Annotated in this window: 22 protein-coding genes; 1 reads left to right on the forward strand and 21 read right to left on the reverse strand. The window is 32.9% G+C overall.

Annotated features, from left to right (window positions below; all coding sequences use genetic code 11):
- Nucleotides 1–28: 28 nt before the first annotated feature.
- From ACCQ40_RS01775 to mnmE, 21 genes are all read right to left on the reverse strand, one after another.
- A complete protein-coding gene (locus ACCQ40_RS01775; protein ID WP_410032359.1) occupies nucleotides 29–1,408 on the reverse strand; it encodes a CAMP factor family pore-forming toxin in 1,380 nt (459 codons plus the stop codon).
- Nucleotides 1,409–1,448: 40 nt separating this feature from the next.
- Nucleotides 1,449–2,834: a CAMP factor family pore-forming toxin gene (locus ACCQ40_RS01780; RefSeq protein WP_410032360.1), complete on the reverse strand. Its 1,386-nt coding sequence runs from the start codon at nucleotides 2,832–2,834 to the stop codon at nucleotides 1,449–1,451.
- A 578-nt stretch (nucleotides 2,835–3,412) separates the two neighbouring features.
- The gene (locus ACCQ40_RS01785) at nucleotides 3,413–5,941 is read right to left on the reverse strand and encodes a ribonucleoside-diphosphate reductase subunit alpha (RefSeq protein WP_410032361.1); all 2,529 of its coding nucleotides are present in this window, start codon (nucleotides 5,939–5,941) and stop codon (nucleotides 3,413–3,415) included.
- Between the two features lie 197 nt (nucleotides 5,942–6,138).
- Nucleotides 6,139–6,630, reverse strand: a complete 492-nt coding sequence (locus tag ACCQ40_RS01790) for an RDD family protein (protein WP_410032362.1) — start codon at nucleotides 6,628–6,630, stop codon at nucleotides 6,139–6,141.
- Nucleotides 6,623–7,612 carry a signal peptide peptidase SppA gene (gene sppA, locus ACCQ40_RS01795; protein ID WP_410032363.1) on the reverse strand — a complete coding sequence of 330 codons (990 nt, stop codon included), beginning with the start codon at nucleotides 7,610–7,612 and terminating at the stop codon, nucleotides 6,623–6,625. Before sppA ends, ACCQ40_RS01790 begins: the two co-directional genes overlap by 8 nt.
- 215 nt (nucleotides 7,613–7,827) lie before the next feature.
- On the reverse strand, nucleotides 7,828–9,834 hold the full coding sequence (gene ftsH, locus ACCQ40_RS01800; RefSeq protein ID WP_410032364.1) for an ATP-dependent zinc metalloprotease FtsH: 2,007 nt from the start codon (nucleotides 9,832–9,834) through the stop codon (nucleotides 7,828–7,830).
- A 1-nt stretch (nucleotide 9,835) separates the two neighbouring features.
- Nucleotides 9,836–10,306 (reverse strand): MarR family winged helix-turn-helix transcriptional regulator, encoded by a 471-nt coding sequence (locus ACCQ40_RS01805; protein WP_394010767.1) that lies wholly within the window; start codon nucleotides 10,304–10,306, stop codon nucleotides 9,836–9,838.
- 130 nt (nucleotides 10,307–10,436) lie between these two features.
- The gene (locus ACCQ40_RS01810; protein ID WP_410032365.1) at nucleotides 10,437–11,321 is read right to left on the reverse strand and encodes an NAD(P)/FAD-dependent oxidoreductase; all 885 of its coding nucleotides are present in this window, start codon (nucleotides 11,319–11,321) and stop codon (nucleotides 10,437–10,439) included.
- Nucleotides 11,321–11,629, reverse strand: a complete 309-nt coding sequence (locus ACCQ40_RS01815) for a thioredoxin family protein (RefSeq protein ID WP_394010769.1) — start codon at nucleotides 11,627–11,629, stop codon at nucleotides 11,321–11,323. The genes ACCQ40_RS01810 and ACCQ40_RS01815 overlap by 1 nt, the downstream gene beginning before the upstream one ends.
- Nucleotides 11,630–11,785: 156 nt before the next feature.
- A complete protein-coding gene (locus ACCQ40_RS01820) occupies nucleotides 11,786–12,394 on the reverse strand; it encodes a transcriptional regulator (protein WP_410032366.1) in 609 nt (202 codons plus the stop codon).
- Complete coding sequence (locus ACCQ40_RS01825) at nucleotides 12,394–13,731, reverse strand: DUF1538 domain-containing protein (RefSeq protein ID WP_410032367.1); 1,338 nt, start codon at nucleotides 13,729–13,731, stop codon at nucleotides 12,394–12,396. The genes ACCQ40_RS01820 and ACCQ40_RS01825 overlap by 1 nt, the downstream gene beginning before the upstream one ends.
- A gap of 130 nt (nucleotides 13,732–13,861) precedes the next feature.
- Entirely contained in the window at nucleotides 13,862–14,845 is a 984-nt protein-coding gene (pta, locus tag ACCQ40_RS01830; protein WP_410032368.1) for a phosphate acetyltransferase, read from the reverse strand.
- A 90-nt stretch (nucleotides 14,846–14,935) separates the two neighbouring features.
- Nucleotides 14,936–15,409, reverse strand: a complete 474-nt coding sequence (locus ACCQ40_RS01835) for a DUF4446 family protein (protein ID WP_394019509.1) — start codon at nucleotides 15,407–15,409, stop codon at nucleotides 14,936–14,938.
- Nucleotides 15,406–15,966, reverse strand: coding sequence for a cyclodeaminase/cyclohydrolase family protein (locus tag ACCQ40_RS01840; RefSeq protein WP_410032369.1), 561 nt, complete (start codon nucleotides 15,964–15,966; stop codon nucleotides 15,406–15,408). Before ACCQ40_RS01840 ends, ACCQ40_RS01835 begins: the two co-directional genes overlap by 4 nt.
- Nucleotides 15,953–16,918 carry a ParB/RepB/Spo0J family partition protein gene (locus tag ACCQ40_RS01845; protein WP_410032370.1) on the reverse strand — a complete coding sequence of 322 codons (966 nt, stop codon included), beginning with the start codon at nucleotides 16,916–16,918 and terminating at the stop codon, nucleotides 15,953–15,955. Before ACCQ40_RS01845 ends, ACCQ40_RS01840 begins: the two co-directional genes overlap by 14 nt.
- A complete protein-coding gene (locus ACCQ40_RS01850) occupies nucleotides 16,919–17,845 on the reverse strand; it encodes a ParA family protein (RefSeq protein WP_410032371.1) in 927 nt (308 codons plus the stop codon).
- Nucleotides 17,823–19,043 (reverse strand): CinA family nicotinamide mononucleotide deamidase-related protein, encoded by a 1,221-nt coding sequence (locus tag ACCQ40_RS01855; RefSeq protein WP_410032372.1) that lies wholly within the window; start codon nucleotides 19,041–19,043, stop codon nucleotides 17,823–17,825. The genes ACCQ40_RS01850 and ACCQ40_RS01855 overlap by 23 nt, the downstream gene beginning before the upstream one ends.
- A 47-nt stretch (nucleotides 19,044–19,090) precedes the next feature.
- Nucleotides 19,091–19,891: a CPBP family intramembrane glutamic endopeptidase gene (locus tag ACCQ40_RS01860; protein ID WP_410032373.1), complete on the reverse strand. Its 801-nt coding sequence runs from the start codon at nucleotides 19,889–19,891 to the stop codon at nucleotides 19,091–19,093.
- A gap of 55 nt (nucleotides 19,892–19,946) precedes the next feature.
- The gene (gene rsmG / locus ACCQ40_RS01865) at nucleotides 19,947–20,570 is read right to left on the reverse strand and encodes a 16S rRNA (guanine(527)-N(7))-methyltransferase RsmG (RefSeq protein WP_410032457.1); all 624 of its coding nucleotides are present in this window, start codon (nucleotides 20,568–20,570) and stop codon (nucleotides 19,947–19,949) included.
- A gap of 1 nt (nucleotide 20,571) precedes the next feature.
- Nucleotides 20,572–22,476, reverse strand: a complete 1,905-nt coding sequence (mnmG, locus tag ACCQ40_RS01870; protein WP_410032374.1) for a tRNA uridine-5-carboxymethylaminomethyl(34) synthesis enzyme MnmG — start codon at nucleotides 22,474–22,476, stop codon at nucleotides 20,572–20,574.
- The gene (mnmE, locus tag ACCQ40_RS01875) at nucleotides 22,466–23,833 is read right to left on the reverse strand and encodes a tRNA uridine-5-carboxymethylaminomethyl(34) synthesis GTPase MnmE (RefSeq protein WP_410032375.1); all 1,368 of its coding nucleotides are present in this window, start codon (nucleotides 23,831–23,833) and stop codon (nucleotides 22,466–22,468) included. The genes mnmG and mnmE overlap by 11 nt, the downstream gene beginning before the upstream one ends.
- 217 nt (nucleotides 23,834–24,050) lie before the next feature.
- Here mnmE and ACCQ40_RS01880 point away from each other — a divergent pair, with 217 nt between their 5' ends.
- Complete coding sequence (locus ACCQ40_RS01880; RefSeq protein WP_410032376.1) at nucleotides 24,051–25,670, forward strand: hypothetical protein; 1,620 nt, start codon at nucleotides 24,051–24,053, stop codon at nucleotides 25,668–25,670.
- Nucleotides 25,671–25,690 lie beyond the last annotated feature (20 nt).

Below are 25,690 nucleotides of genomic sequence, written 5' to 3' on the forward strand. Positions count from 1 at the left end.
TTTACAAGCACATTACTCTTTGAATATATTAGTTAAAATTAAAAATTAGATAACCATCATTTATTTGTTGGCTATTATCTTGATTTTCATCACCAAAGTCTGGTGCTACTACTTCTTCAGCAGCTCTTAGTCTATCTCTATTATAAGTATAAGCTTCATAAGAACCGTATTGTAGTCTGTTTTCATTATTGCCATAGCCAACTATAATTTCTTCATTATCACTTGGGTTAAATCCGTCTGGTAGGAAGTCAAATGTTGGACTATTTAACCAAATAATTTTTGAAATTCTTGCTGGATCTGGTATTTCAGATTGAACATTAAATTCTCTCCAAGAGATTGCTTCGCCTTCTCTTAGGGCTAAGACAGATTCAAATTCTTTTGGATATTTTGCTCTTAATTCATTTACAAAGTCTCTTAGAATATATACTCCCTCAGCTGCTCTAGGGTAAGAAACATCTCTTGCTCTTCTAACATCTTGGGCTTTTCTAATTTCTTTTTCAAAGGTATTTCTATCTTCTGTTGATAGGTATCTACTTGTTTTATTTTTAATAGATCTCATATCATTTATTTCTTTATCGATAGTACCACTTAGCCATTTTGGTGATGCGTATACATCTCTTTCAAGAAGGGCTTGTTGGCAAGCTGATTTAAGTCTTGCATCAAGTTCTATAAGGTTTTTAACTTGGATTTGACTATTACCTGCCTTGCTTACATCATTTATTTCTTTTAATAAAGAATTTCTTACAAACTCTCTTTTACCTTTAACTCCAACTTCAGATAAGTCATCTCTATAATAATTGTTCATTAATTTTCTAGCTTCTCTTACGTTTTTGTTAAATACTCTTTTTAAATAAATAGTAGCAAAGTCATCAGCTGTTAGGTCTGGCATTTGAACTAATTCATCCATAACATTTGAAATTCTTTCACTAGCTGCTTCTATATCATCAACAGATGCAAAAGGATTAAGGGCTGTTACAATTGCAATAGCTACTTCAGCGCTAGCTTTACTGTGCGCTGCTTGTATTTTATATATTAATTCAGTTGAACATCTGTGAATGAAGATTCCTGTAAGTCCTAATAATTTAATTCTAGGTGCTATAGAATCTAGATCATAAATTGTATCTGGATTATATTTTTGTGCGGCTGGTGGTAAATCAAAGGCTCTATCCTCAGCTAAAGTTACTAAATCTTCTTGGTAAGCTTGCATTAAAGGAATATTTTTTACCTTGTTTTCTTCTAAAATTGTAGCCCCTTGTAATATTTCATCTTCTGATAGTTGAGGCATAGTGTATTGGTATTCTTCAATTAATGATGGTTCATTTTCTGAACTAGCACTTGCTACAGCAGGTGCAGTTACATTTGCTAGCATAAGTATAGCTAGTAAAGATGCAAATATTTTATTTTTCATCATATCCTCCGTGATATTTCTTTACTTTAAAATCATATTTCTAATAATTTGGATCGGTAAAGTCCGGATACACAAGTTCTGGCCTTGACCCATCCATATTAGTTGTTATGACTTCATCTCTTAAAGTGCTTCTATTTGTAACATAGCTATTATAATCTCCATACTGAGCTTGTTGGGCTCCAAAACCGATTATAATATTTGAGCTTTGTGCTTGCATGCCTTGGGGGATTTTATCAAAGGTTGGAGATACTATCCATTTAATATCAGCAACTTGATATGGTTCAATGTAGGATGGTGGTATAAAAAGATTAAAATCTCCAAACAAATCTTTAGTAAAAACATCTGGATATTGGTTTATAAGATAGATATTAAAGTCCCATAAGTCATAACTTGCTTCAGCTATACGGTCATATCTAGGATTTCTTTCTATTTTTCTATCAGTAAGCTTTTTTACAAATCCTTGCCACCTATCATAATCATCCTTACTGATTTGGTTTCTGTATTGGCCCTTTAATTTATTTTGCTTATTTATTTCTTTATTTATTGTCTCACTTATCCACTTAGGATTTGCTATAACTTCTGCTGATAAAAGAGCAGATGACGATGCTGATTTTAACCTTGCATCAAGCTCTATTAGCTGGCCAAAGGTTATTTTTTGTCCCACTTGCTTATAGATATCATTTACTTCGCTTTTAAAAATATTTTGAATATATTCTTCTTTACCGCGAGTACCATAGTCTCCTTGACTAAAGTATCTGTTTTGAGCTCTTCTAGCCTCTGTAATATTTTTATACATCAACCTTTTTACATAGGTTGTTGCCTGGTCACCGCTAGTTAAATCGCGGTAGTTTCTGATTTTTTCTGCATTTTCGTCAAATTTTTCTATAGCCTTTAGCACATCTTTTCTGCCATTGAAAGGATTTATAGCTACCATTACAGCCTCAAAAGCAATTTGTGCAGCCTTATTGTGAGCTTCTTGGATTTTATAAATGTGCTCAGTAGTCATTTCATTTACGAATTTACTTACTCTTCTTAAAAGCTGGATCCTAACTCCAACAGATCCTATATAGAAAAACTGTTGTGGGTTTTGGGTATTAATGCCTCCTGGCAAGTTAATATTTCTATCTTCGCAAAGTTCTACTAAGTCGCTTTGGGCTTGTTGCATTAAAGGTATTTCATAAGCCTTGTCACCTTCAATTCTTGCTCCCTGTAAAACTGAACTTTCTTGCCTAAGCTCATCATCACTTAGCCTTAGGTCATAGTCTTCATTTATCTTCTCTATCTCAGATAAATACATATCTGATGATTCATACTCTCTTTGTTCAGTACTTGCATCATAGGACTTTGCATAACTTTCAAGTGGTAATGAAGTTAATAAAAAAGTTACTAAAGTAAATACTGAAAAAAGTTTGTATTTTTTCCCCATATTTGCCTCCTTTATTCAAATTTTTATGTGGGTTCGTACTTGCATGTAAAACTTAACATTATCATTTTTAAGAATTTTAAAAACTTTTAAGATTATAAGATAATTAATTGTTTGGCAATAAGAAGAAATTTTGGGTTAGTAGATAAAAAATACTCAAATTTTCTAGATGTGCCTATATCCTACTAAATATATATAAAATATTTGACACGTTGTCAAGATAAAACTTTCACAGTTTTTATATTATAATGTATAATTTGGTCTAAAAAACCATTAATTTCTTATATTATACAGAGATTGCATTATTATATATCAATCTTATATCTTATTATCCAGTATATTCATTATTTATTTAGAATAATACTAATATTTTCAATATTATAAAATCTTCTACTTATGATGAAATAGCTACCAATAAACATAAAAATATATTTGAAATAAAATGTCTTTGTGATTGTTTTATTTGATCAATAAATAATAAAAGAATATTTATTCATATGATAAAATCATTGTTTTATAGTAAAATTTACAAATAAAAAAAACCCACCTAGGTGGGTTTTGATATTTTTATTTAATTTTAACTAACTTGCACAAGAATCGCAATCTTCTACTTCAAGGCTTTTACCTCTTACGTAGTAAATACTTTTTACTCCTGATTCCCATGCTTTGATATATACGTTTAATATTTGGCGCATGGTGTATTCGTTGGTGATGTAAATATTTATTGATTGGGCTTGGTCTATGTGTCTTTGTCTTACTCCTGCCATTTCCATTGAGATATTTTGGTCAATGTCGTGGGCATTTTCGTAAAGCCAGAATGTTTTTGTAGTTAGACCTGGAGCTACTCTTGGTACTATGGCTCCTTTTTTTTCTTCTAGGAAATATCTACTCATAATTGGATCAACTCCTGCAGATGTTCCTGATATGATTGATGTAGATCCTGTTGGAGCAATAGCCATTAGATAGCCATTTCTTAGGCCATTTTCAGCAACTTTTTCTTTTAATTCTTCCCAACGCTCGCTATTATAATCTCTTAGGGCAAAGTATTCGCCTGTTTGCCAATCAGATCCTTCAAACTCTTTGTAAGCACCTTTTTCTTTGGCAATTTCCATAGATTCTAGAATTGCATAGTAGTTTATATCTTCATAAACCTTATCTACAAATTCTGCGTGGGCTTCGCGATTTGTCCATTTGATGTCATTTTTAACTAGCATATGGTGATAACCGCTTGTTCCAAGTCCTATTGCACGGTATTTTTTGTTGGTTACTTCTGCATATGGGGTTGGATAGTAATTTAAATCAATTACATTATCTAAGGCTCTTACTATTGTCCTTACTGTTTCTTCAAGTACTGCTTGGTCGGTTACATCAAATTTACCAAGGGTTAGACTTGCTAGGTTACATTCTACAAAGTCGCCTGGTTTTGTTTTGTTAACTATAATTGTATCGCCATTTTCATCTACAATTTCTGTTGAAATTGTTTCAGAGGCACTCATATTTTGGGCAATTTCTGTACATAGGTTTGATGAGTAAATCATGCCCTTGTGTTTGTTTGGATTAAATTTATTTACAGCATCTCTATTAAATACAAATGGTGTTCCTGTTTCTGTCCATGATTTGATTAATAAACGCACCATTTCTTTTACCGGCATTGTTCTTCTTGAGATATTTTTATCTTCAACAAGTTTTAGATAGAATTCTGTCCATTCATCGCCGTAAGTATCTTCTAAGGCCTTACCATATTTTTTCACAACTTCGTGTGGATCAAACATATACCAAGTAGCATTTATATCATCACGGCATAATTCCCAGAAATAATCTGGCACACAAACACCAGGGAAAATATCGTGGGCTTTCATTCTATCATCCCCGTTGTTTGTTTTTAGTCCCAAAAATTCTGGCATATCTTTATGCCAAATATCTAGGTAACAAGCAACTGCTCCTTGGCGAACACCAAGTTGATCTACTGCAACTGCAGTGTCGTTTGCAAGTCTTATCCAACGGATAACCCCACCTGCAACTCCTTCAAAACCACGGATATCAGATCCATTTGCACGAACTTTTCCAAAATATAGTCCCATTCCACCGCCGTGTTTTGAAACTTCAGCAAAGTTTGTAATTGAACGGTAAATGCCTTTTAGGGTATCTGGAACTGTATCTATAAAGCAAGATGAAAGCTGATTAAATGGCTTTCTAGCATTGGTCATAGTAGGGGTAGCCATAGTTGCTTTTAAAGTTGATAGGATATCATAAAGTCTTTTTGCAAAGGCAACGCTATCTTTTTCTGGGATTGCAAGGTGCATAGCAATGCCCATAAACATTTCTTGGACACTTTCGATGATATCGCCTGTAAATGTACGGATTAAATAGCGTTTTTTAACTAAATCTAAACCAGAGTAGGTAAATAAATCATCACGGTCTTTTTTTAGATAGCTTTCTAGTTCATCAATATCAGCTGATGAATAATTTTCTTTGATATATGCTCCGTAAAGACCTGCATTTGTTAAATAGTCAATTTTTGATTTAAAATCAACTATATCATATCTTTCTTCGTTTCTTTTTATTTCAAGGTCTATCTCATACATTAAAAATCTTGCAGCAATGATTTCCCAGTCTGGAGTTTCTTTGCTAGTTAACTCACTGGCTGCACGAGTTAGGGCACTTAAAAGTTCCTCTTCACTCATATTTGCCTTGGTAAAAGATTCAAATTTAAAGTATAGAGAATCAATAGGGTATCTTTGGTTATCAAATTCATTTTGTACTTTAGCAAGTATTTCTAGTACTTCTCTATCTGTAATATATTCCTCAAAGTCACTCATTACTTTACGGTCCATGTTGTGTTTAGCACGGTAAAGAATAAATGATTTTACTTCTCTATAGTAGTTTTCATCAATTAAAGTCAGTTCTACTAAATCTTGGACTTCCTCGACACTTACTGTATGATCCTTAGGATATTTTTCCTTTATAGTAGCTACAATCTTATCACTCATTTGTGATAATTTTTCATTAGAAACTAAACTATCAACCGAAGCAAAAGATTTTGCTATAGCTCTTTCAATTTTTTCTTTTTCAAACGGAACACGCGTTCCATCTCTTTTTATAATATCCATAAGACACCACTTTCTATTTATATTTCATCTAGACTCACAAAAGATATAGCACTATATATAGTGCTATATCTTTTAATACTTTTGGTATTATACCATATATAGTAGGTTAATTAAAGGCACAATAAAACGAAAACAAAAGCCTATATCATGCGCTTTTGCAAAATATAGGCTCCGCTTTTATATATATTTGTATATATTTATAAAGTTTTTGTAGTACTTAGATAGTACTCATATGCATTATTTTTTACAACTACTGTATCTGTTAGCATATCCATTAGAGATTGTTTCTTTGGTGCAAAAGCAATTAAAAGATATAGGATAATTAATTTGTTTTGAACATATCTTCCAAATGTTTCACGTGAAACAACTTGACCCCAAGTTAATTTTTCTCCCTTAGTAGATATTACTCTAATATCTGTAACCATTTTTCCTAAAGTTTGACCATGGTTAAAATAAGTCATCAAAGTAAAATATGCTAGTGTTATAAGCCAAAATATTATAGTAAATAAACTTATGGAATCTGTTATAGCAAAATCATTACCTACTAAATTTTTTATTATATTTGCAAGTGAACTTGTCACTAGCATATCTATGGCAAATGCTAAGAGTCTTATAAAAAAACCAGCATAATAAAAATCTGCTCTTACAACTGGTTTTTCTTTTACAATTACTTCACTTACTTCACTCATAATAACCTCCGTATAAATACATTGGCTTATTACCTTCTTTTTCCATAAATTCTTTTAAGATTGCAAGATCTGATTTTGGATTGTTAGTATTTGTCGAAAAAGCTGGTAGGTACTTAGCAAAGGCATTTGCTAGTTCATTTTTTTCTACAACCATAGGATCAGATAATTTTTCTTTTTCTGTTATATCTGCAACAGCTGCATCCAAGTCCCCTATTTCATCTACTAACCCATTTTTTACCGCTTGGCTTCCATCATAGATTCTACCGTCTGCAAGTTTTCTTACTTCATCTTCTGACATATGACGACCATCTGCTACTACTTTTACAAATCTATCAAAGGCACTATCTACAAGAGCTTGGAAATATTCTTTTTCTTCTTTATCCATATCGCGTCCCATAGAGCCTGCATCCTTCATTTTTCCTGTAGTAATATTTTGTTCTTTTATCCCATATTCATCAAAAAGTCCTTCAAGAGAGTATGATTGCATAATCACTCCAATTGACCCTGTGAATGTTTCATTTGAGGCATAAATCTTATCACATGGCGCCGATATATAATATCCACCACTTGCTGCTAGTTCTTGCATAACTGAGTAAACTGGGATATTTTTTTCTTTTATCTTCTCAACTTTTTTAGCAATTTTCTCGCTCGCATACACAGATCCACCTGGTGAATTTACATGTAGGATAACTCCTTTTATAGTATCATCATCCAAAACTTCATCAAGTTTTTCAACTATGTAGTCATTTGAGTCATCACTTGCAATCATTCCATCTACATTTAAAACCATAATTCTTTGTGACGGATTTGTTCCATACAAAACTTCATCCTCAGCTCCCATAAACTTCTCACGAGCTTGGTTATAAAAATTTGCTTGTTCATTTTCTTTAAATTGCTTACCTGTGTTAGAAAACATTGATATTAAAAATACTACTAAAGCAAGTCCTGCTGCTAGCCACCTCTTTTTGTTTCCCTTTTCCATAATTCCTCCTTTTAAAATTTTTATCAAAAAACTATTGTTATTAATATAACATAGTCAATGATTGTTTTATTCATTATAAAACGTATAATTATAGTGCATGACAGTTATCGTTAACACTAAGAATAATTGTAATGTATAGGCCCTCTGGCCTATTTACATATCTATGTAATATTATATCCAAATTAAAAAACTGCCCATCAATGTGGGCAGTTTTTTTATATATCTTCACCTGGATTGTTATCTGGGTTATCGCCCGCGATATCATCTAGATCTTCATTTATAGGTGGTAGATCATTTAATTCAGTTTCTTCATTATCTAAATCATTTAAATCTACATTGGTATTTTCCCTTACTTCTTCCTTATCTATAGAATCTACTTCTTTACGGTTTAAAATTTCCATAAATTGTTCACCTGTAATAGTTTCTTCTTTTAATAAGAAATCAGAAATTTCATGAAGCTTATCCATATTTTCTTTTAGGATATCTATTGCTCTCATGTGGGCTTGGCTAATGATTGACTGAACTTTTTCATCAATCTTATTACCTGTTCCACTTGAAACAATTAAGCTTCTTTCTCCACCTAGGTATCTACCTTGGATTTGTTCTAGTTGCATAAAGTCAAAGTCTTCATCCATACCATAAATAGTAACCATTGATCTTGCCATAGCTGTAGCTCGTTCGATATCATTGCTTGCACCGGTAGTTTTTGTATTAAATACTAATTCTTCTGCAGAACGACCACCAGCAAAGGTACAAATTTCATCAAAGAGTTCTTGCTTGGTCATGATGTATTTTTCATCTTTATCAACTGTCATTGTATAACCCAAAGCTCCACCAGTTCTTGGTACAATAGTTATTTTTGTAACTGGAGTTTTGTGAGTTTGAATAGCTGCTACTAGGGCGTGGCCAACTTCGTGGTAGGCAATAATTTTCTTTTGGTCATCAGAAATTACTGCATTTTTCTTTTGTTGACCTGCTATTACAACTTCTATTGATTCTTCTAAGTCCTCTTGAGTTAATTTTTTACGGCCTTCACGTACTGCACGTAAAGCACCTTCATTTATGATATTTGCTAGATCTGCCCCAGAAGTTCCTGCTGTTCTACGTGCTATTTCTTCATAGTCGATATTATCTTCACGTTTTATATTTTTAGCATGAACTTTTAAAATATCTTCACGGCCTTGTTTATCAGGAAGTTCTACTTGAACTTGTCTATCAAAACGACCTGGACGTGTTAGAGCTGGGTCTAGGATTTCTGGTCTATTTGTTGCAGCTAAAAGTACTACTCCTTCTGTTGCATCAAAACCATCCATCTCATTTAATAATTGGTTTAATGTTTGTTCACGTTCATCATTTCCAGAAAAACCACCTGTATCACGTTTTTTACCAATAGCATCAATCTCATCGATAAATACTATACATGGGGCTTTTTCTTTTGCTTGTTTAAATAAATCACGTACTTTACTAGCACCAAGGCCTACAAACATTTCCACAAATTCTGAACCAGAAATTGTAAAAAATGGTACGCTTGCTTCACCAGCAACTGCTTTTGCAAGAAGTGTCTTACCAGTTCCTGGAGGTCCTACTAAAAGCACACCTTTTGGAACTTTTGCACCAATTTCTTTGTATTTTCCTGGATTGTGAAGGAAGTCTACGATTTCAAATAAAGAATCTTTAGCTTCTTCTTGACCAGCTACATCTTTAAAAGTTTTTCCTGTCTTATTTTCCACATAAACTTTAGCATTTGATTTACCAAAATTCATAAAATCTGCGCCACCACGGCCACCCATGGTTTTTGTAAGAGATCTTGATGCAAAATAGAATATTGCATATAGGAATAATAAAGGCAAGATTGATGTTAAAAATATAGTCAGCCATGGATTCATGGTTGTCTCTATTTTTCTGCTGAATGTAAGCTTATCATTATTTTTCTTAGCTTCTAAAAGCCTATCTGTTAGATCAGTATCAGCCCATAAACCTGTTTCATATGTTTTTTCATCACCATCTACTATAGCTTTAAATGTGTATTTTGTTTCATCTTTAAAGACTTCTGTAACCTGGTCATTTTCTATCATAGAAACAAATTGGCTATAGCTTACCTCTTTTGCACCATCTTGGCTAATTACTGGGCTAACTGCAAATCTAATTACTATATAAAGTACGATTGCAATTATCCAATAATACAAGAGAGGTCTATTAGATTTATTTTTTTTATTGCTCATCTTATAGTCCGCTCCTTGAGATATAATTATCTAAAAGTATGTCAAGAGCCCCTAGTTCATCAATTATTGTTTGTAAATTAACATCTATCTCATCTGTTGGGATATCTGATCTGATTTGGTCAAAGTATGTGCCTACCTTATCAGCTGCATCACGTCCTTTTTGGGTTAATTCTACATTTACAACCCTCTCATCTTCTTCAGATCTAACTCTTGTGACAAAACCTAATTTTTCTAATTTTTTGCAAATATTTGAAATATTGCCACCTGTTACACCAATAGCTTTTCCTAGATTTCCTATAGAAACTGGTTCTTTGTTGGCATAAAGGGTAATTAACATTTTTAATTGCAAGGTAGTAATGCCCAATTCTTGAGCTGTATCTTGCAATAATATATCAATTTTATGTGATATCTCTCTAATCATAGAGAAAATTGAATTATTAAATTCAAAAAAATCAATATGTTCTGCTGCCATAACTCCTCCTGGATATATATAGTCTATTAGATTATTTTACATATAATTTTGTATTTTTCAATCAAAAAAATATTATTTTTAATATCCTTTAATTAAAAATAATATTTTTTATTTCTTGCTTTATCTACTTTTACCATGTTTCCTTATCAAATTTACCTTCTTTAACTAAGGTAATATATTTAGCTGCATCTAAGGCCGCTACTTGCCCCTCACCTGCTGCCTTATTTATTTGATAAGGTCTGCCTGCTATATCTCCTGCTGCGTATAGGCCACGGATATTTGTGTGGCAATTTTTATCTATTATAATATGTTCTTCATCAGTTTTTATAGATGGGACTAATCTTTCTGGTTTTGATGAATCACGAATGATAAAAAATCCATCTGCATTAATCTCTTTACCAGATTTGAATTTTAAAGTAGTAGGATTTTCTTCACCTACAAATTCTACTGGTACTTCTCCATTAATCACTTCTATATTATCATTTAGTTCAGGATTTTCCTTATACATATTTATGTAAGTAAGCTTATCCACAACCTCTGCTGTATAATTTGCTTCCTCAACTGATTCTTCGTTGTAGCCAATTAATACAACTTCCTTACCCTTATAAAAACTTGCATCACAAGTTGCGCAATACGAAACGCCTTTACCAAAAAATTTATCTTCACCAATCAAATCTTTTTTAAGCTCTATACCGGTTGCTACGATTACAGATGTGGCTTCAATCATCTGATCACCTTTAAGGATGATTGTAAAATAATCGCCCATGGCATAGATTTGTTGGACTTTTTCAGTTGATCTTTCTACATCTTGGCTTGCTAGAGTTTTTTTGAAATTTTCGTTTAATTCTTCACCACTAATAGTTTCAAAGCCTAGGTAATTTTTTATCCATTTGGTTTTAGATATAGCTGGAGAATCCATTCCAAATATTATAACATTTTTATTTCTAATACTTGCATTAACAGCAGCGCTAAGTCCAGCAGGACCTGCGCCGATAACTGCTAAATCATATCTCATTATAAATATTTTCCCATCGCTTCTTCTAAGACATCTTTTGATTGAAAGCCTACAAGTGTTTCTTGTAATTTACCATCTTTAAAAATCATTAGACTTGGAACTGCATTTACATTGTAGTCGATTGCAATTTCTTCTGCTTCATCTACATCTACCCCATAGATTGGATAATCAACTTCACTTGCTAATTCTTCTAAAACTGGTGCTTGCATCTTGCATGGTCCACACCAAGTAGCATTAAAATCTACAAGGCAAAGTCCTTTGCCAGCTTCAACTTCATCTCTAAATCCTAATGTATCTAATTCACGCATAATTGTCTCCTTATAATTTTTGATATATTTGTTATGGATATTTTACTCATCTTATAAATTAAATGGTAAAAATATTAATATCTTAATTTCCTAGGGGCTTTCTCGGGCTAACGCCCTGCGACCACTCCGTGGAGGGTCCTCTCTTAGCCGGACGGGCTAGCTTTGTTCAACCAGCCCTCTAACTTCCATAACTGGTAGCGAGTATATTATACCCTTATTTTCCTCATCTAAATTCATTTGTTCATAAATAGCATTTCTGATTTTTTCTACTAGGTCTTTTTTCACCAGCATGATTACTATATCTTTTTCTGGCTCTATGTTCATATTTAGTAAAATTGATTTTACTTCTTTAGCTGATCCTCGTCCATGGACTAAGGTTGCTCCTTTTGCTCCATTATCTTGGGCAATGTGTACGGCTTTTTGTCCATCATGCCTATCTACTATTACATATAAGGCTACATAGTCTATTTCAAAATTCAAACTTTCTTCTCCTTTATAATCAAGTGGGGATGTAAATGCTATACCTGTATTTGTCTTATCCAGTTTCTGGCTTAAATCACCTAATACTTTCCTAACACTTTCATCATCTAAGATTGCCATTACAATTTCTTTTTTTATTTTATCTACATGGAGCATATTTGATAGAGTATCTTTTGCTGATCCATATCCATATAGGCAAGTGATTGCTTGGGCTTTATTGTCTTGTAAAACTTTCATAAAATCACTACCAAGTCCTCTTGGCAATATTACTCTTAAAAGTTGCATTATCTTCTTCCTTTCTTATAAAGGTAGCCTAGGACCATTATAGTAAGAACTGGCATCATTGCCACAAAGGAAATTACTCCAAACCCATCTGCAACATTTCCTGCAACTCCTTGGCAAAAGGCAAGGATAAAGGTTGCTGTCATTGGCCCTGAGGCAACTCCACCTGAATCAAAGGCAATTCCTACAAATATTTGTGGGATTTTTAATGAAATTAATAAAGAGATTAAAAATCCTGGCACTATTACCATCCATAAGGCAAAATTATCTGTATTTATCCTAATGATTGCAAGCATAACTGCTGTTGCAACCCCTATGGATAGGGCTCTTAGGATACTTTTTCTTGGAATAGACCCACCTGTTACATCTTCCACTTGTTCAGCCAAAACTGCAACCGCAGGTTCTGCAAGTACTACTACAAGTCCCATTATAAAACCAATTAGAGGTAAGAATTTAGAATCTCTAAGTCCCTCACCCAATACACGGGCAAGTTCCATAAATCCTGCCTCGACTGAAGTTAAAAATATAATCAGTCCGAGATAAGTATAAAACAAACCAAATAAAATTTCTGTTAATTCTTCTTTGTCCAGTTTAAAATATTTAAAATTCATCACGAAAAATACTAGGGCTATAGGTACTATAGCAAAGGTAGCATTTTTTAAACCAGATGCGAGCGCTGATGTATGGGCTGCAGTTTCTATTTCTAGCGCAGTATCACCAACTGATAAACTCATCAAAAGTCCAGCAAGTATTGGCCCTGCTGAAGCTATTCCTACCAAACCAAAAGAATTTTCCTCACTATAATCTCCCTTTAAATTTGCAACCCCAAGACCTAGGGCAATTATAAATGGAGTTGTCATAGCTCCTGTTGTTGCTCCTGATGCATCAAAGGCAATGGCATGGCCTGTTTCATTTGTAATTATCATCAGTGCAAAAATAATTACATACACTATCCACATTAGTTTTGAAATACTAATCTCTTTAAAAATCCTATATAAACCTATAGAAATTAATATACCTACACCCAAAGAAATAATTGCAACAATAGTCCATGGTAAAAGGCCAATAGCATAAGTTACTTGGTTGGCCAAAATTAATAAGTCAGGTTCTGCCATAGAAATTACAAAACCTATAAAGATACCAAAGAAAACTACCTTAATAATCTTATCAAACCTTCCTAAAAAATCTCCCATCATGGTACCTATTTTTGAAATAGAAAGGTCTATTCCTGATAAAAATATAGATAAGCCTAGGATGACACCCAGTGATCCTAAAACAAATTTAATAAGCAAAGAGCGCTCTATCCCTACAAAAAAATTGAGGATAAAAACTAAAACCACTATCGGCAAAACGGCCTTAGTGTTCTCTTTTATATAATCTAAAAATATAGACTCCTCCTTTATATTTTTAAAAAAAGAGGCAATCTTTCGATTGTCTCTTTCTTAATTAAATGTTTAGTTGCGTATTGTCTTATTCAGCTGCTGCTTGGCTAGCAGTTATAATTGCTGTTTCGTAAACGTCATCTGCAGAGCATCCACGAGATAAATCATTTACCGGTGCGTTTAATCCTTGAAGGATAGGTCCTATTGCCTTGTATCCACCAAGTCTTTGAGCTATTTTATATCCAATGTTTCCTGCTTGAAGATCTGGGAAAATAAATACATTAGCTTTTCCTGCTACATTTGAATCTGGAGCTTTTTTGCTAGCAGTTGTTTCATCAATAGCAGCATCAAATTGTAATTCACCATCAATTGCAAGGTCTGGAGCAAGTTCTTTAGCTTTTACTGCTGCTTCAGATACTTTATCAACTAGTTCGTGTTTTGCAGAACCTTTTGTTGAGAATGATAGTAAAGCAACTTTTGGATCAATACCAAATAGTTTTGCAGTTCTAGCTGATTCTACTGCAACTTCTGCCATTTCTTGAGCTTCTAGAGTAATATTTACAGCTACATCAGAGAATACATATTGTTCTCCATTTGGTCCTACCATAATCATAACACCAGATACTCTTGATACACCTGGTTTTGTTTTAATAAGTTGTAGGGCAGGTCTAATTGTATCACCTGTTGTTCCAACAGCACCTGATACCATACCATCTGCAAGACCAGTTTTTACCATCATAACCCCATAGTAGTTAGGGTTTTGTAGCATTTTTTCTGCATCTTCTTTAGTATTTTTACCTTTTCTAAGTTCTACGAATTTTTCTACAAACTCATCAAAGTGGCTATCATTTGCTGGATCGATTATTTCTAGGTCATTTAATGTCAAGCCGTTTTCTTCAGCTGTTTTTTCTACTTCTTCTTTATTTCCAAGTACGATTGGTTTAATAAGTTCATCTGCTTGGTGGCGGATAGCAGCTTCTAGGATTCTTTTGTCAGTCCCTTCTGGGAATACTATCTTAAGGTCTTTTCCTTTAACTGCATTTGTTGCTTGTTCTAATATTGTTGAGCTCATTTTTCCTCCTAAAAATTAAATAAAGTCTCTTCGATTATATATACCCAAAAATCTACAAATTATTTTTAACTTATAGATTATTAAGCCACTTTAACCACGGGCCTTTTGTAAGGCCGCTTCTTCTTGTTGGGATATCTCTCCCCTTGTTTGACCATTAGTAATTTCTTTTAAATATACATTTGATCCATCACTTCCATAGATACTTGTAAGAATAACTCCATTGTGGAAACTATCTAAAAGACATAGGCAGAATGAAAGTTGATTTGTATCACCATCAAAGGCATTAAAATGAACAACTGCCATATTGCTAATAGCACCCATTGTTGTATCTTTTGCTTCAAGAGATCTTTGATCGACAGATAATAACTGTTTATTGGAAGATTCTATCTGGTCATTTAAGGTTATAAGTAATTCTTCTAAATTTACATCTTCGTTAGAGCCTCTTAGTAAATGGTCGTAGCGTTTTTTTTGTCTTCTTAATTTGTTATTCATTGACTGAATCATAGCAAATTCTACTATTACTAAAACTGCCATGATACCAAGTATTACATATACTGCTGTCATTGCTTCCTTCTTTCGATAATTTGTTGGTTTTTAATATAAAGCTTATTCGCCTCATCTTTTTTACTGGCCAGATCAAAACTTTCTCTAGTCATATCCAGATTTAATTTTATAGTAGGTAAAGATGAGATTAGAGCTTGGTAGAGCAAGTCGTTGGCTATTTCCCCATCCGTTATTGTAGATTTTTTTCCATTTTCTAAAAAGAAACTTATTTTATCTAGGGCTACTATATTTTTTTCTACCATATTTAATAAGGGTGTTGCAGCCTTTAGATAATCATCTTCACTAGCAGATTTATCTTTTATCCTATCCATCAGATGATTAAATTTATCTACATCATCTTGCATGTAAGTTTCATAATCTTTTGAAATTTTCAAAAGTGTTTCACGTGAAACATTTGCATCTTTTTCTAAATTTTCAAACTCTTTTTTATCCATCATAAGTGCTAGATTTATTGCAAGATTAGAAACTAGAATTAAAATTGCTCCCCCACCTGGATTTGCATCAGCTTGTCTAGTTTGGTAGATAAGCTTAGTAATATCCATATTAATTAGATTCATTTTTTAACCTATCGTATAATTTTTCTATATCATCTATGCTATAACAATCAATAGTTACCTTATATGATTTGCCATCTTTATTAATAGCAACTTTTGATCCAACTTGGTCCATAAATTTTTCTTCCAAATCTTCAACTAAGATTTGGTCAATATTTGGCCCATAAGTTTGTTTATTGGTTTTTTCTGTAGATTTTTTTTCTTTTTTCTTAGTAACTTTTTTTTCTACATTTCTTATATTTGTACTACCATTTATAAAATCATTTAAAGTTAAACTTCTTTGGTTTTGGTCAGATATTGATAATAAAGTTCTAGCTTGGCTTGGAGAAATCTTGCCATCATCTAGGGCCTTTTTTTCTACATCTGTTAGGTTTAGTAACCTTAAAGTATTTGCAATATAAGACCTAGACTTACCCATTGTTTTTGCAATTTGTTCTTGAGTCATATTGTGATTTTCTGATAATTTTTTGTAGGCACGGGCTTCCTCTAAAGTTTTTAAATCTTCCCTTTGCACATTTTCTATTAGGGATAAGATTTCAATTTCTTTATTAGAATAATCACGAACTATGGCATCAATTTCTTTTAGCCCTGCAATCTTACTTGCACGGTATCTTCTTTCACCAGCTATTATTTCATAATTATTATCTACCTTTGAAACCACAATTGGATTTAGTAAACCATATTCTTTTATGGAAGCTGCCAAATCATTTAGGGCTTCTTGGTCAAAGTGTTTTCTAGGTTGGTTGGTTCTAGGTTTTAATTTTTGGATGTTAATTTTTTCTATTTTATCTCCAGGTTTTTGTTGGTCAATTTTTTTAACTTCATCTTTTATAGCTAGTTCGTAGTCAGTGTTTAAAGAATAATTTAAGTTTTTACCTGCTGCTTGTTTTTCCTTCTCCTCTACTTCTGGAATCAAAGAATGTAGGCCACGTCCTAGGGTTCTTTTACTTGACATCTATTCTCCCTTTCTGTTTTCTTGATTTTTTATTATTTCATTGGCAAGAGCTATATAAGCTACTGATCCTTGTGATGTGGAATCATATTCTATAGTTGATAATCCATGACTTGGGGCTTCTGCAAGTCTAGGATTTCTTGGAATCATAACTTTAAATACATTGGTTTTAAAATATGATTTTACTTCTTCAACTACTTCATAAGAAAGAACGGCCCTTTTATCAAACATGGATAATAAAACACCCTCAATTTCTAATTCTTCGTTAAGTTGTTTTTTTACCATATTATATGTATTCATCAGCTCACTTACACCTTCTAGGGCATAGTACTCAGTTTGGATTGGAATAATGATTGAATTGCTAGCTACCAAAGCATTAATAGATAAAAGTCCTAGGGATGGTGGACAGTCAATTAAAACAAAATCATATTTATCATCATCTATGAGATCAATGATATTTTTTAATTGCTTGGTACGTTCTAAGGCATCTAACTCAACTAATTCTACTTCTAAACCTGATAGAGCAGATTCTGAAGGGATAATATCTACCCCAGATTGGGTTTTTGTAATATACTCATCTATATTAATTGTGGTTATTTCTTCCTCCAAAGCTTCTTGGATTTCTTCATCTTCTACTTCTGTTTCTGATGTTTCATCTTGTTCATTTTCCTCTTCAGTAGATTCTTTTATATTTTCTTCTAATTTTTCTTTTTCTTCAGAGCTGTCCTCATCACCCGCATAAAATAATTCATATAAAGAATTATCTATATTATATTTATCTAGACCAAGACCTGTGGTTGTATTGGCTTGAGGGTCTATGTCTATAACTAAGACTTTCTTATCTAAGTAATTTAAAGCCACAGCAAGATTTACAACACTAGTTGTTTTTCCTACCCCACCCTTTTGATTAAATACCGATATTGTTCTCATATTCACCTCTCATTACAAGTATAGCTGTATCTATAATATTTATTTTTGTACGAAGCCTTACTCTATTCCTATCTCCATTTAATTGTAAATGGTCAGTATATTTTTTACCATTATATAGTACACCCATCCATACTTCACCTGTATGGGCGTATCCGGTGGTTGCCAAGCATAAACTTGCACCTGTTTGCTCATACAATCCATCTAACATTTCATTTAAGACTTCTTCACTAACTACACTGTACTCTTTTATTGTTTCACGTGAAACATTTAATATTTTTTCTTTCACTTCATCAGCATAAGTTACATAAGCTTCTGATATTACATCGGATGCGCCAGGTATATCTATAATAGAAGATGCTATCAATCCACCAGTTATTGATTCTGCTGTTGATACTTTTTCATTTTTCTCTTTAAGTAGGTTAATTAAAACTTCTTCTTTTTTTATATCCTCGGTAGTGATTACAAAAGGTCCTAAACTTTCATATACTATCTTGACCCCTTCTTCTAATTGGCGCTCTACTTCTTCTTCTGTATCTGCTTTAGCAGTTATCCTCAAAATCGGACCCTCATCTGTTATATATGGGCTAATGGTAGGATTGGTTCTATCAAGGTCTACACGTCTAGCCATATCCCATTCACCTAATAGGGCTATTTTAGCAATTTTTGATTTTATTATATCAGTTCTTGTTATATGTTTAACAACCTCGTTATCAAACATAATTTTCATTTCATTAGGTGGGCCAGGCATTAAAATATATTTGGTCCCTTGGGGACTGGTCAATATACAGCCTGGGGCAGTGCCTACAGAATTTTCTAATATAATTGCAGATTTTGCAAATTTAGCTTGTTTAATATTAGCATTTGCACTTTTTTGATCTCCATTAAAAAACTTCACTAGAGCATTAAAGGAGTTTTGATCAACTTCAACTTCCTCTTCTAAACCACAAACTCTAGTTGCAATTTCTTTTGATAAATCATCTGGTGTAGGGCCAAGTCCTCCACTGGTAATTACATAATCAACTTTGCCATCGCATTCTTTAAAGGCTGCAAAAAGTCTATCAGGATTATCCCCTATGGTTTCCATTTTATAAAGATCAATACCATGCTCCATCAATCTTTGAGCAATATATTGAGAATTTGTATCGACAATATTTCCCAGCAAAATTTCTGTTCCTATTGAAAAAATTTGTGCTTTCATTCTATCTCCATTCTAAATTACCTTAACTTTATAGAATTATTTTAAAATTAAATTTCTTGATTACTTACTTTTTTATAAGCTGCTTTACCATTTTTTATTATTTTATAAACCATATAGCTAGCTATTATTAAACTAATTATTAATAATACACCAATAATACTTGCCGCTTGAGGTAAAAACGCAGATATGATAGCTATAGTATTATTAGCTGCATGTATAAGAATAACATCAGAAATGTTTCTTCTATAATAATATATAGTAGCAAGTAACATTCCTAAAATAAATGTATTAATTCCTTGCAGTAAATTCATATGATAAATTCCAAATACTAAACCATTAAGTACTATAGCACTAGCAGGACTAAATCCCTTTCTACTCTCAGTAAAAATATATCCTCTAAACAAATATTCTTCTACTATAGGAGCAATTATAGCGACTGATAAAGTTTGTAAAATAATGGTAAAAGGATTTGAAGCATTAAATACTGTATTGACTAAGTCTACACTATCCTTTACTAAAGAATTCTCGCCTAACATTTTAATTACTATAGACAATAATATATTACCAAAGCCTGCCGCACCTAGTCCGATTATAACCATTTTCCAAGAATCTTTATTTAACCCTTGATTATAAATATAAGGACCGGCTGTTCTTTTCTTTCTTATTCTAATTAATAGGTATGTAGTTAGACCTATAACTGCCTGTGATATTAATAGTATATATGTAGTTGCTCTTTCATTATTAACATCTAAGCCAAGCGAAGTTAAAATATAAACTATTAATAATGCAAATACATTTATAAAGATTAAAATTCCCGTTGTTTTTAAAATCCATTTAAATTTTTCCATATTCACCTCTTTTTTAATTATACCTTATGTTTCATATGAAACATAAAAAAGAATCCTATAACGGATTCTTTTTAGGTTGGTTTTTGCCTCTAGGATATATTTTTTTAGTTGGGTGGACTTTTTCTACTACTATGTTTACTCTATCATTATCATCGATATTAAAACGATCAATTTCTGTTACCTTACCACCCAAAATTTTAATAGCGTTCGCAGCATTTTCTAATTCTTCATCTGCTTTCGGCCCCTTAAGAGCTATAAAAATTCCACCTTGTTTTAGAAAAGGAATGCAAAGTTCAGAAAGTGTAGCCATATTAGCTACTGCACGGCTTACTACAACATCAAAACTTTCCCTATTTTCTTTGGCAAAATCTTCAGCTCTGGTATGGATAGCACGGGCATTCGTTAGTTCTAGCTTTTCTATTACTTCATTCATAAAATTTACTTTTTTATTTACACTATCTATTAGGGTAAGGTCAAAATCTTTTTCTATACGGAGTGGTATGCCAGGAAAGCCTGCACCAGCGCCAATGTCTAAAACCTTGTCTCCTTCCTTTATATAGGATAAAACAGAAAGTGAGTCTTCAAAGTGTTTTACTTTTATTTCTGCTGGATCTGTAATTGTTGTAAGGTTGGTGTGAGAGTTTACTTCTATTAAATAATCAGTGTAAACTTCATACATTTTATTCTTGTCCACTTACTTCTCCTGTCTTTAATCTAATGAGTAATACATTTATATCCGCTGGACTTACTCCAGAAATCCTACTTGCTTGACCAACTGAAGATGGTTTTATTTCATTTAATTTTGCAGCAGCTTCTTTTTTAAGACCTTCAATACTAGTGTAGTCAAAGTCTGCTGGTAATTTTTTCTCTTCTAGTTTCTTAAATTTATCAATATCCGCCATTTGTTTGGCTATATAACCTTCATATTTAATTTCAGTTTGCACTTGGATTTGTTGGAATTTTGGAAGTTTTGGTCTGTCTTTATCAAGTACTTCTACCATAAAGTAATCAAGCTCAGGACGTTTTAATAAATCATAAAGTCTTACACCAGTAACTAAAGGGGTAGATCCTAGTTCTTCCATAATTTTATTCGTTTGCTCTGTTGGTGTTAAGATTATATTTTTTAGACGTTTTTTCTCATTTTCAATATTTTCGTATTTATGAACCATTTTTTGGTAGCGTTCCTCACTAGCCAATCCAATATCATAGGCTTTTTGTGTAAGCCTTTGATCAGCATTATCTTGGCGCATGGTTAGTCGATATTCACAACGACTAGTCATCATACGGTATGGTTCATTAGTTCCTTTTGTGACTAGGTCATCTATTAAAACTCCAATGTAGGCATCTGACCTATCTAGGATAAATGGATCTTCGCCTTTTATTTTTAAAGCTGCATTTATACCTGCTATTAGTCCTTGGCCAGCAGCTTCCTCATAACCAGATGAGCCATTTATTTGCCCTGCAAAATAAAGACCAGAATAAGCTTTTGATTCCAAGGTAAGATTTAATTCACGAGTATCTATCATATCGTATTCAATAGCGTAGGCTGGACGCATAATTTTTGCTTTTTCTAGACCTAAAATAGTTTTATAAAAGTCCATTTGTACTTCTTGAGGTAGGGATGAAGATACACCTTGGACATATATTTCATCTGTCGATAATGATTCTGGCTCTAAGAATACTTGGTGGATATCACGGTCTGGGAAACGAATCATCTTATCTTCTATAGATGGACAATAACGAGGACCAATTCCTTTTACCTTGCCCCCGTATATTGGAGAGCGGTCAATATTATCCATAATAATTTGCTTGGTTTCTGTAGTAGTATAGGTTAGATAACAATCGTATTGCTTGTGATTAGAAAAATCTTCTCCTTCATTGGCAAAAGAAAACGGAACAATCTCTTCATCACCAGCTTGAATTTCAGTTTTACTAAAATCTATTGTTTTGCGGTCAACTCTTGCAGGTGTTCCTGTTTTAAATCTACGTAAGAAAAATCCCATTTCTTCTAGGCAATCTGAAAGATAAGTTGCCGCTGACAAACCGTGAGGGCCAGAAACTTTTTCAAAATCACCCATCAAAATTTTTCCGTTAAGATATGTTCCTGTACAAACTATAACAGCCTTGCAAGGAAAAATTGCTCCCTCGATTGTTTCACATGAAACAATTTTACCATCTTCATAATTTATCTTATCTACTTCTTGTTCAAATAAATCTAAGTTTGGTTCATTTTCCAAAACTTTTTTCATTTCTTCGTGGTATTTTCTTTTATCAGCTTGAACACGTAAAGAATGCACCGCTGGTCCCTTGGAAGTATTTAGCATACGAGATTGGATAAATGTTTTATCAATCACTTTTGCCATTTCTCCACCTAGGGCATCTAGTTCACGGACCAAGTGGCCTTTTCCTGTTCCCCCAATATTTGGGTTACAAGGCATGTCTGCTACTGATTCTAGCGATGTAGTAAGAACTAAAGTTTTCATTCCAAGTCTTGCTGCAGCAAGACCTGCTTCACAACCAGCATGGCCTGCACCGATGACTACTATATCATAAGTATCTTGTATATATTTATTATTATTTTCCAACGCAAAACTCCTTAAAGACCTTATCCATTATTTCATCTGAAACTGAATCACCAATTACAAGTCCTAAATCATCATAAGACCCTCTTAAATCTACTTCCACTGCATCAAGAGGAATCCCCATTTTTATATCAGTTAGTGAATCATTTAATTTTTTATTTGCTTCATTTAATAATCTCTCGTGGCGAGTATTGGTAATTAAAATTGACTCACGATTAATTTCGCTCGTATCAAAAATATCTGTTATAGTTTCTTCTAGCTTATCAATACCGATATTTTCTGTCATAGATGTTTCTATAATAGGTAGGTCAACATTATCAAAAATAGTCCTATCAAAATTTTGGTCAAGGTCTGTTTTATTTAAAATAATGATAGAATTTTTGCCTTCGATAAGGTCAAGGATTTTTTGATCCTCCCTATCAAATTCTCTTGATGTATCAAAAAGGGCAATGATTAAATCAGAAGATTTTGAAAGCTCGATTGACTTATCAACACCAATTTTTTCTACCACATCATCAGTATCGCGGATACCTGCCGTATCATTTATTTTAAGGGTAAAGGACCCTAAATTTATATATTCACTGATCAAATCACGAGTTGTACCAGGAATATCAGTTACAATGGCACGGTTTTCCTTTAAAAGCGCATTTAGTAAAGATGACTTACCCACATTTGGTTTCCCAAGAATAGTCGTATTAATCCCTTCTCTAATAATTTTCCCCTTATTAGAAGTATTAAGGAGTTTATTAATTCTTACCTTGGCCTCTTCCATGTATTTTATAATTTCATCAGGAGATAGGTCTTCGCCATCTTCTGTAAAGTTTATAGAATATTCCAAACGGGATAAGGCTTCTAAAAGTGACTTACGAATAGTTTCAATTTCATTTCTTAAAGACCCATTTAGTTGATTAATCCCTTGGGCTTGGGATAAGTCATTAGTAGAATTTATTATATCTAAAACTGCTTCTGCCTGAGATAAATCTATACGGCCATTTAAAAAAGCGCGTTTAGTAAATTCACCAGGCTCAGCTAAAACCGCTCCCTTATCTAGGATAAGATTTAAAATCTTTTTTACAGATATAAAAGACCCGTGGCAGTTAACTTCTACTATGTCTTCTCTGGTATAGGTGCTAGGACCTGCCATAAAATTTACCATAACTTCATCGATAATCTCACCATCATCGATGATATTTCCATAGCGCATCCTGCGGTTATCTTTTTTAACATCAATTGGCCCACCGTGGATAGGCTCAAATATTTGATCAATTATTTCTTTGCTTTTATCCCCACTCATCCTAACAATGGATATACCACCAGTACCTGTTGGAGTAGAAATAGCTGCAATAGTAGCTTCACTCATAAAATTTTCCTTTCATAGTACGATTGTATCCACTACTTTGACTAGTGGTTATTAACATAAAGATTATAGTGGAAAATTAGTAAAAGTCAACATTTGCTAGCAAAATATAAAAAATTGTATGTAAAATATGTGTAAAATATGAACTAATTATGTTGACAATGTGTAGGAATGGGTTTATACTTATATCATAATCAAATATGGAGGAAATATGTAGATCATGAAAAAAGCACTAATAGTAGCCTTAGCAGCTGGTTTAGTCTTACCAGTAAGCTCTGCTGATGCAGCCCAAGAAAACCAAGATGTATTAGCTGAGATAGTAGATCCAGTGGCAGCGGAAAATAAAGATATAGCTCCTGCTAACTTGGAAGAAAAAGCTCCAGAAGAAAAACTAGTAAAAGAAGCACCAGACCTTAAGGCTGATATTACAAACAAGGATGTAGAAGAACTTATAGAAACCCTTGACCGTAATACAGAAGAAATTAACAAAATTTTAGATGAAGAGTCAGAAGAAGATATTGAAGAAATCTTAGAAGAGGAAGAAACTGGTGTAGAATATGTAAGTGATCAAAGGATAAAATTTGATGGTGTGGCAAAAACAATTGATAAAGTAAATTTACAAGTGTATATCCCATGCGGGTCAAACTTTGATGTAGTTTGTATCAAAGAATATGCAAATGCGGTAAAAGGCTCAAAGCTAAACTTTGACTTTATTGAGGATGGCAAATACATCTACCTAACTAAGGGCAAAAACTACCAAGGTGGTGCTTACAACAAACTTGATAAAGAAAATTCAACACTCACAAACCACTACCAAGGATTTTTAGTAGTTGATGGCAAAGAAATCCCTATTACAATTTATAAAATAAATGGTGAAACCTATATCGATACCTATAAAATCGATGAAGCGCTAGCCTTTAGAACAAGAAAAAACCTAGAAGATAGGGAAGAAATTTTAGTAAACTCAGATAAATCTGATATCAAAGTACCAAGTATAGATGAATTTCACCAAGAAATCAAAAAAGCGGACCACACCATATTATTTAACTGGGCTCCATGGTGCAGAGACTCCCAACATGAGATAAAAATCTTAGAAAGATATGCCAAACGCCTAGAAGAAGAAGGCAAAGGCAAGGTGCAAATTTTAGGAATGATAAAAGATTCTGACAAATACACCAACGAAGAAATCTCTGTATTATTTAAAGAAAAAAATCCAGCATGGAAAAATTTTGGAACAAACGAAGAAATAAATAATGAAATACTAAGGCTAATGGGCAAGGTATATGTAGCAGATAGGGATTCTTACTTTGATATAAAAGATTTAGACTCTCTAAAAACTGACCTTAATGATCCAGATTATTATATAGGCGAGCCAGAAAGATACTACATGTCTTATCCAACAAGCTTTATAGTAGATAAAAACTTAAAAATGCAAGGTAAAACCTTTGAAGACTATTACGAAGAATATTTAAACTTATATCTCGCAAAAAATAATATGACTAGGGAAGACTATGATGATAAATATATTTATGATCAAAATACCTATTGGCGTTATCGTGAAAAATTAAAAGACCGTCCACTTGATGATAGTATTAGAGAAATAATTTACTCAAATTTCCTAGATTATGCCTTAAATAACAAAAAAGTTTCCCTAGCTGATAGGAATCTCCTAGTAGAAAAACCAACAAATGTAGATCCTATAAAAGTTCCTAAAGCAAGCCAAGTAAAAACAACTACAAAATCAAAAACAAACCCAAAAACAGGAGTTGGATCAATTACAGGAATATTTGGCCTCCTAAGTGCAGCAGCCCTAGGACTTAAGAAAACAAAAAGAGATTAGTAGATAAAAAAGCAGTCAGT

This window comes from Anaerococcus cruorum (assembly GCF_046365495.1).
GTDB classification, from domain to species: Bacteria; Bacillota; Clostridia; order Tissierellales; family Peptoniphilaceae; genus Anaerococcus; species Anaerococcus cruorum.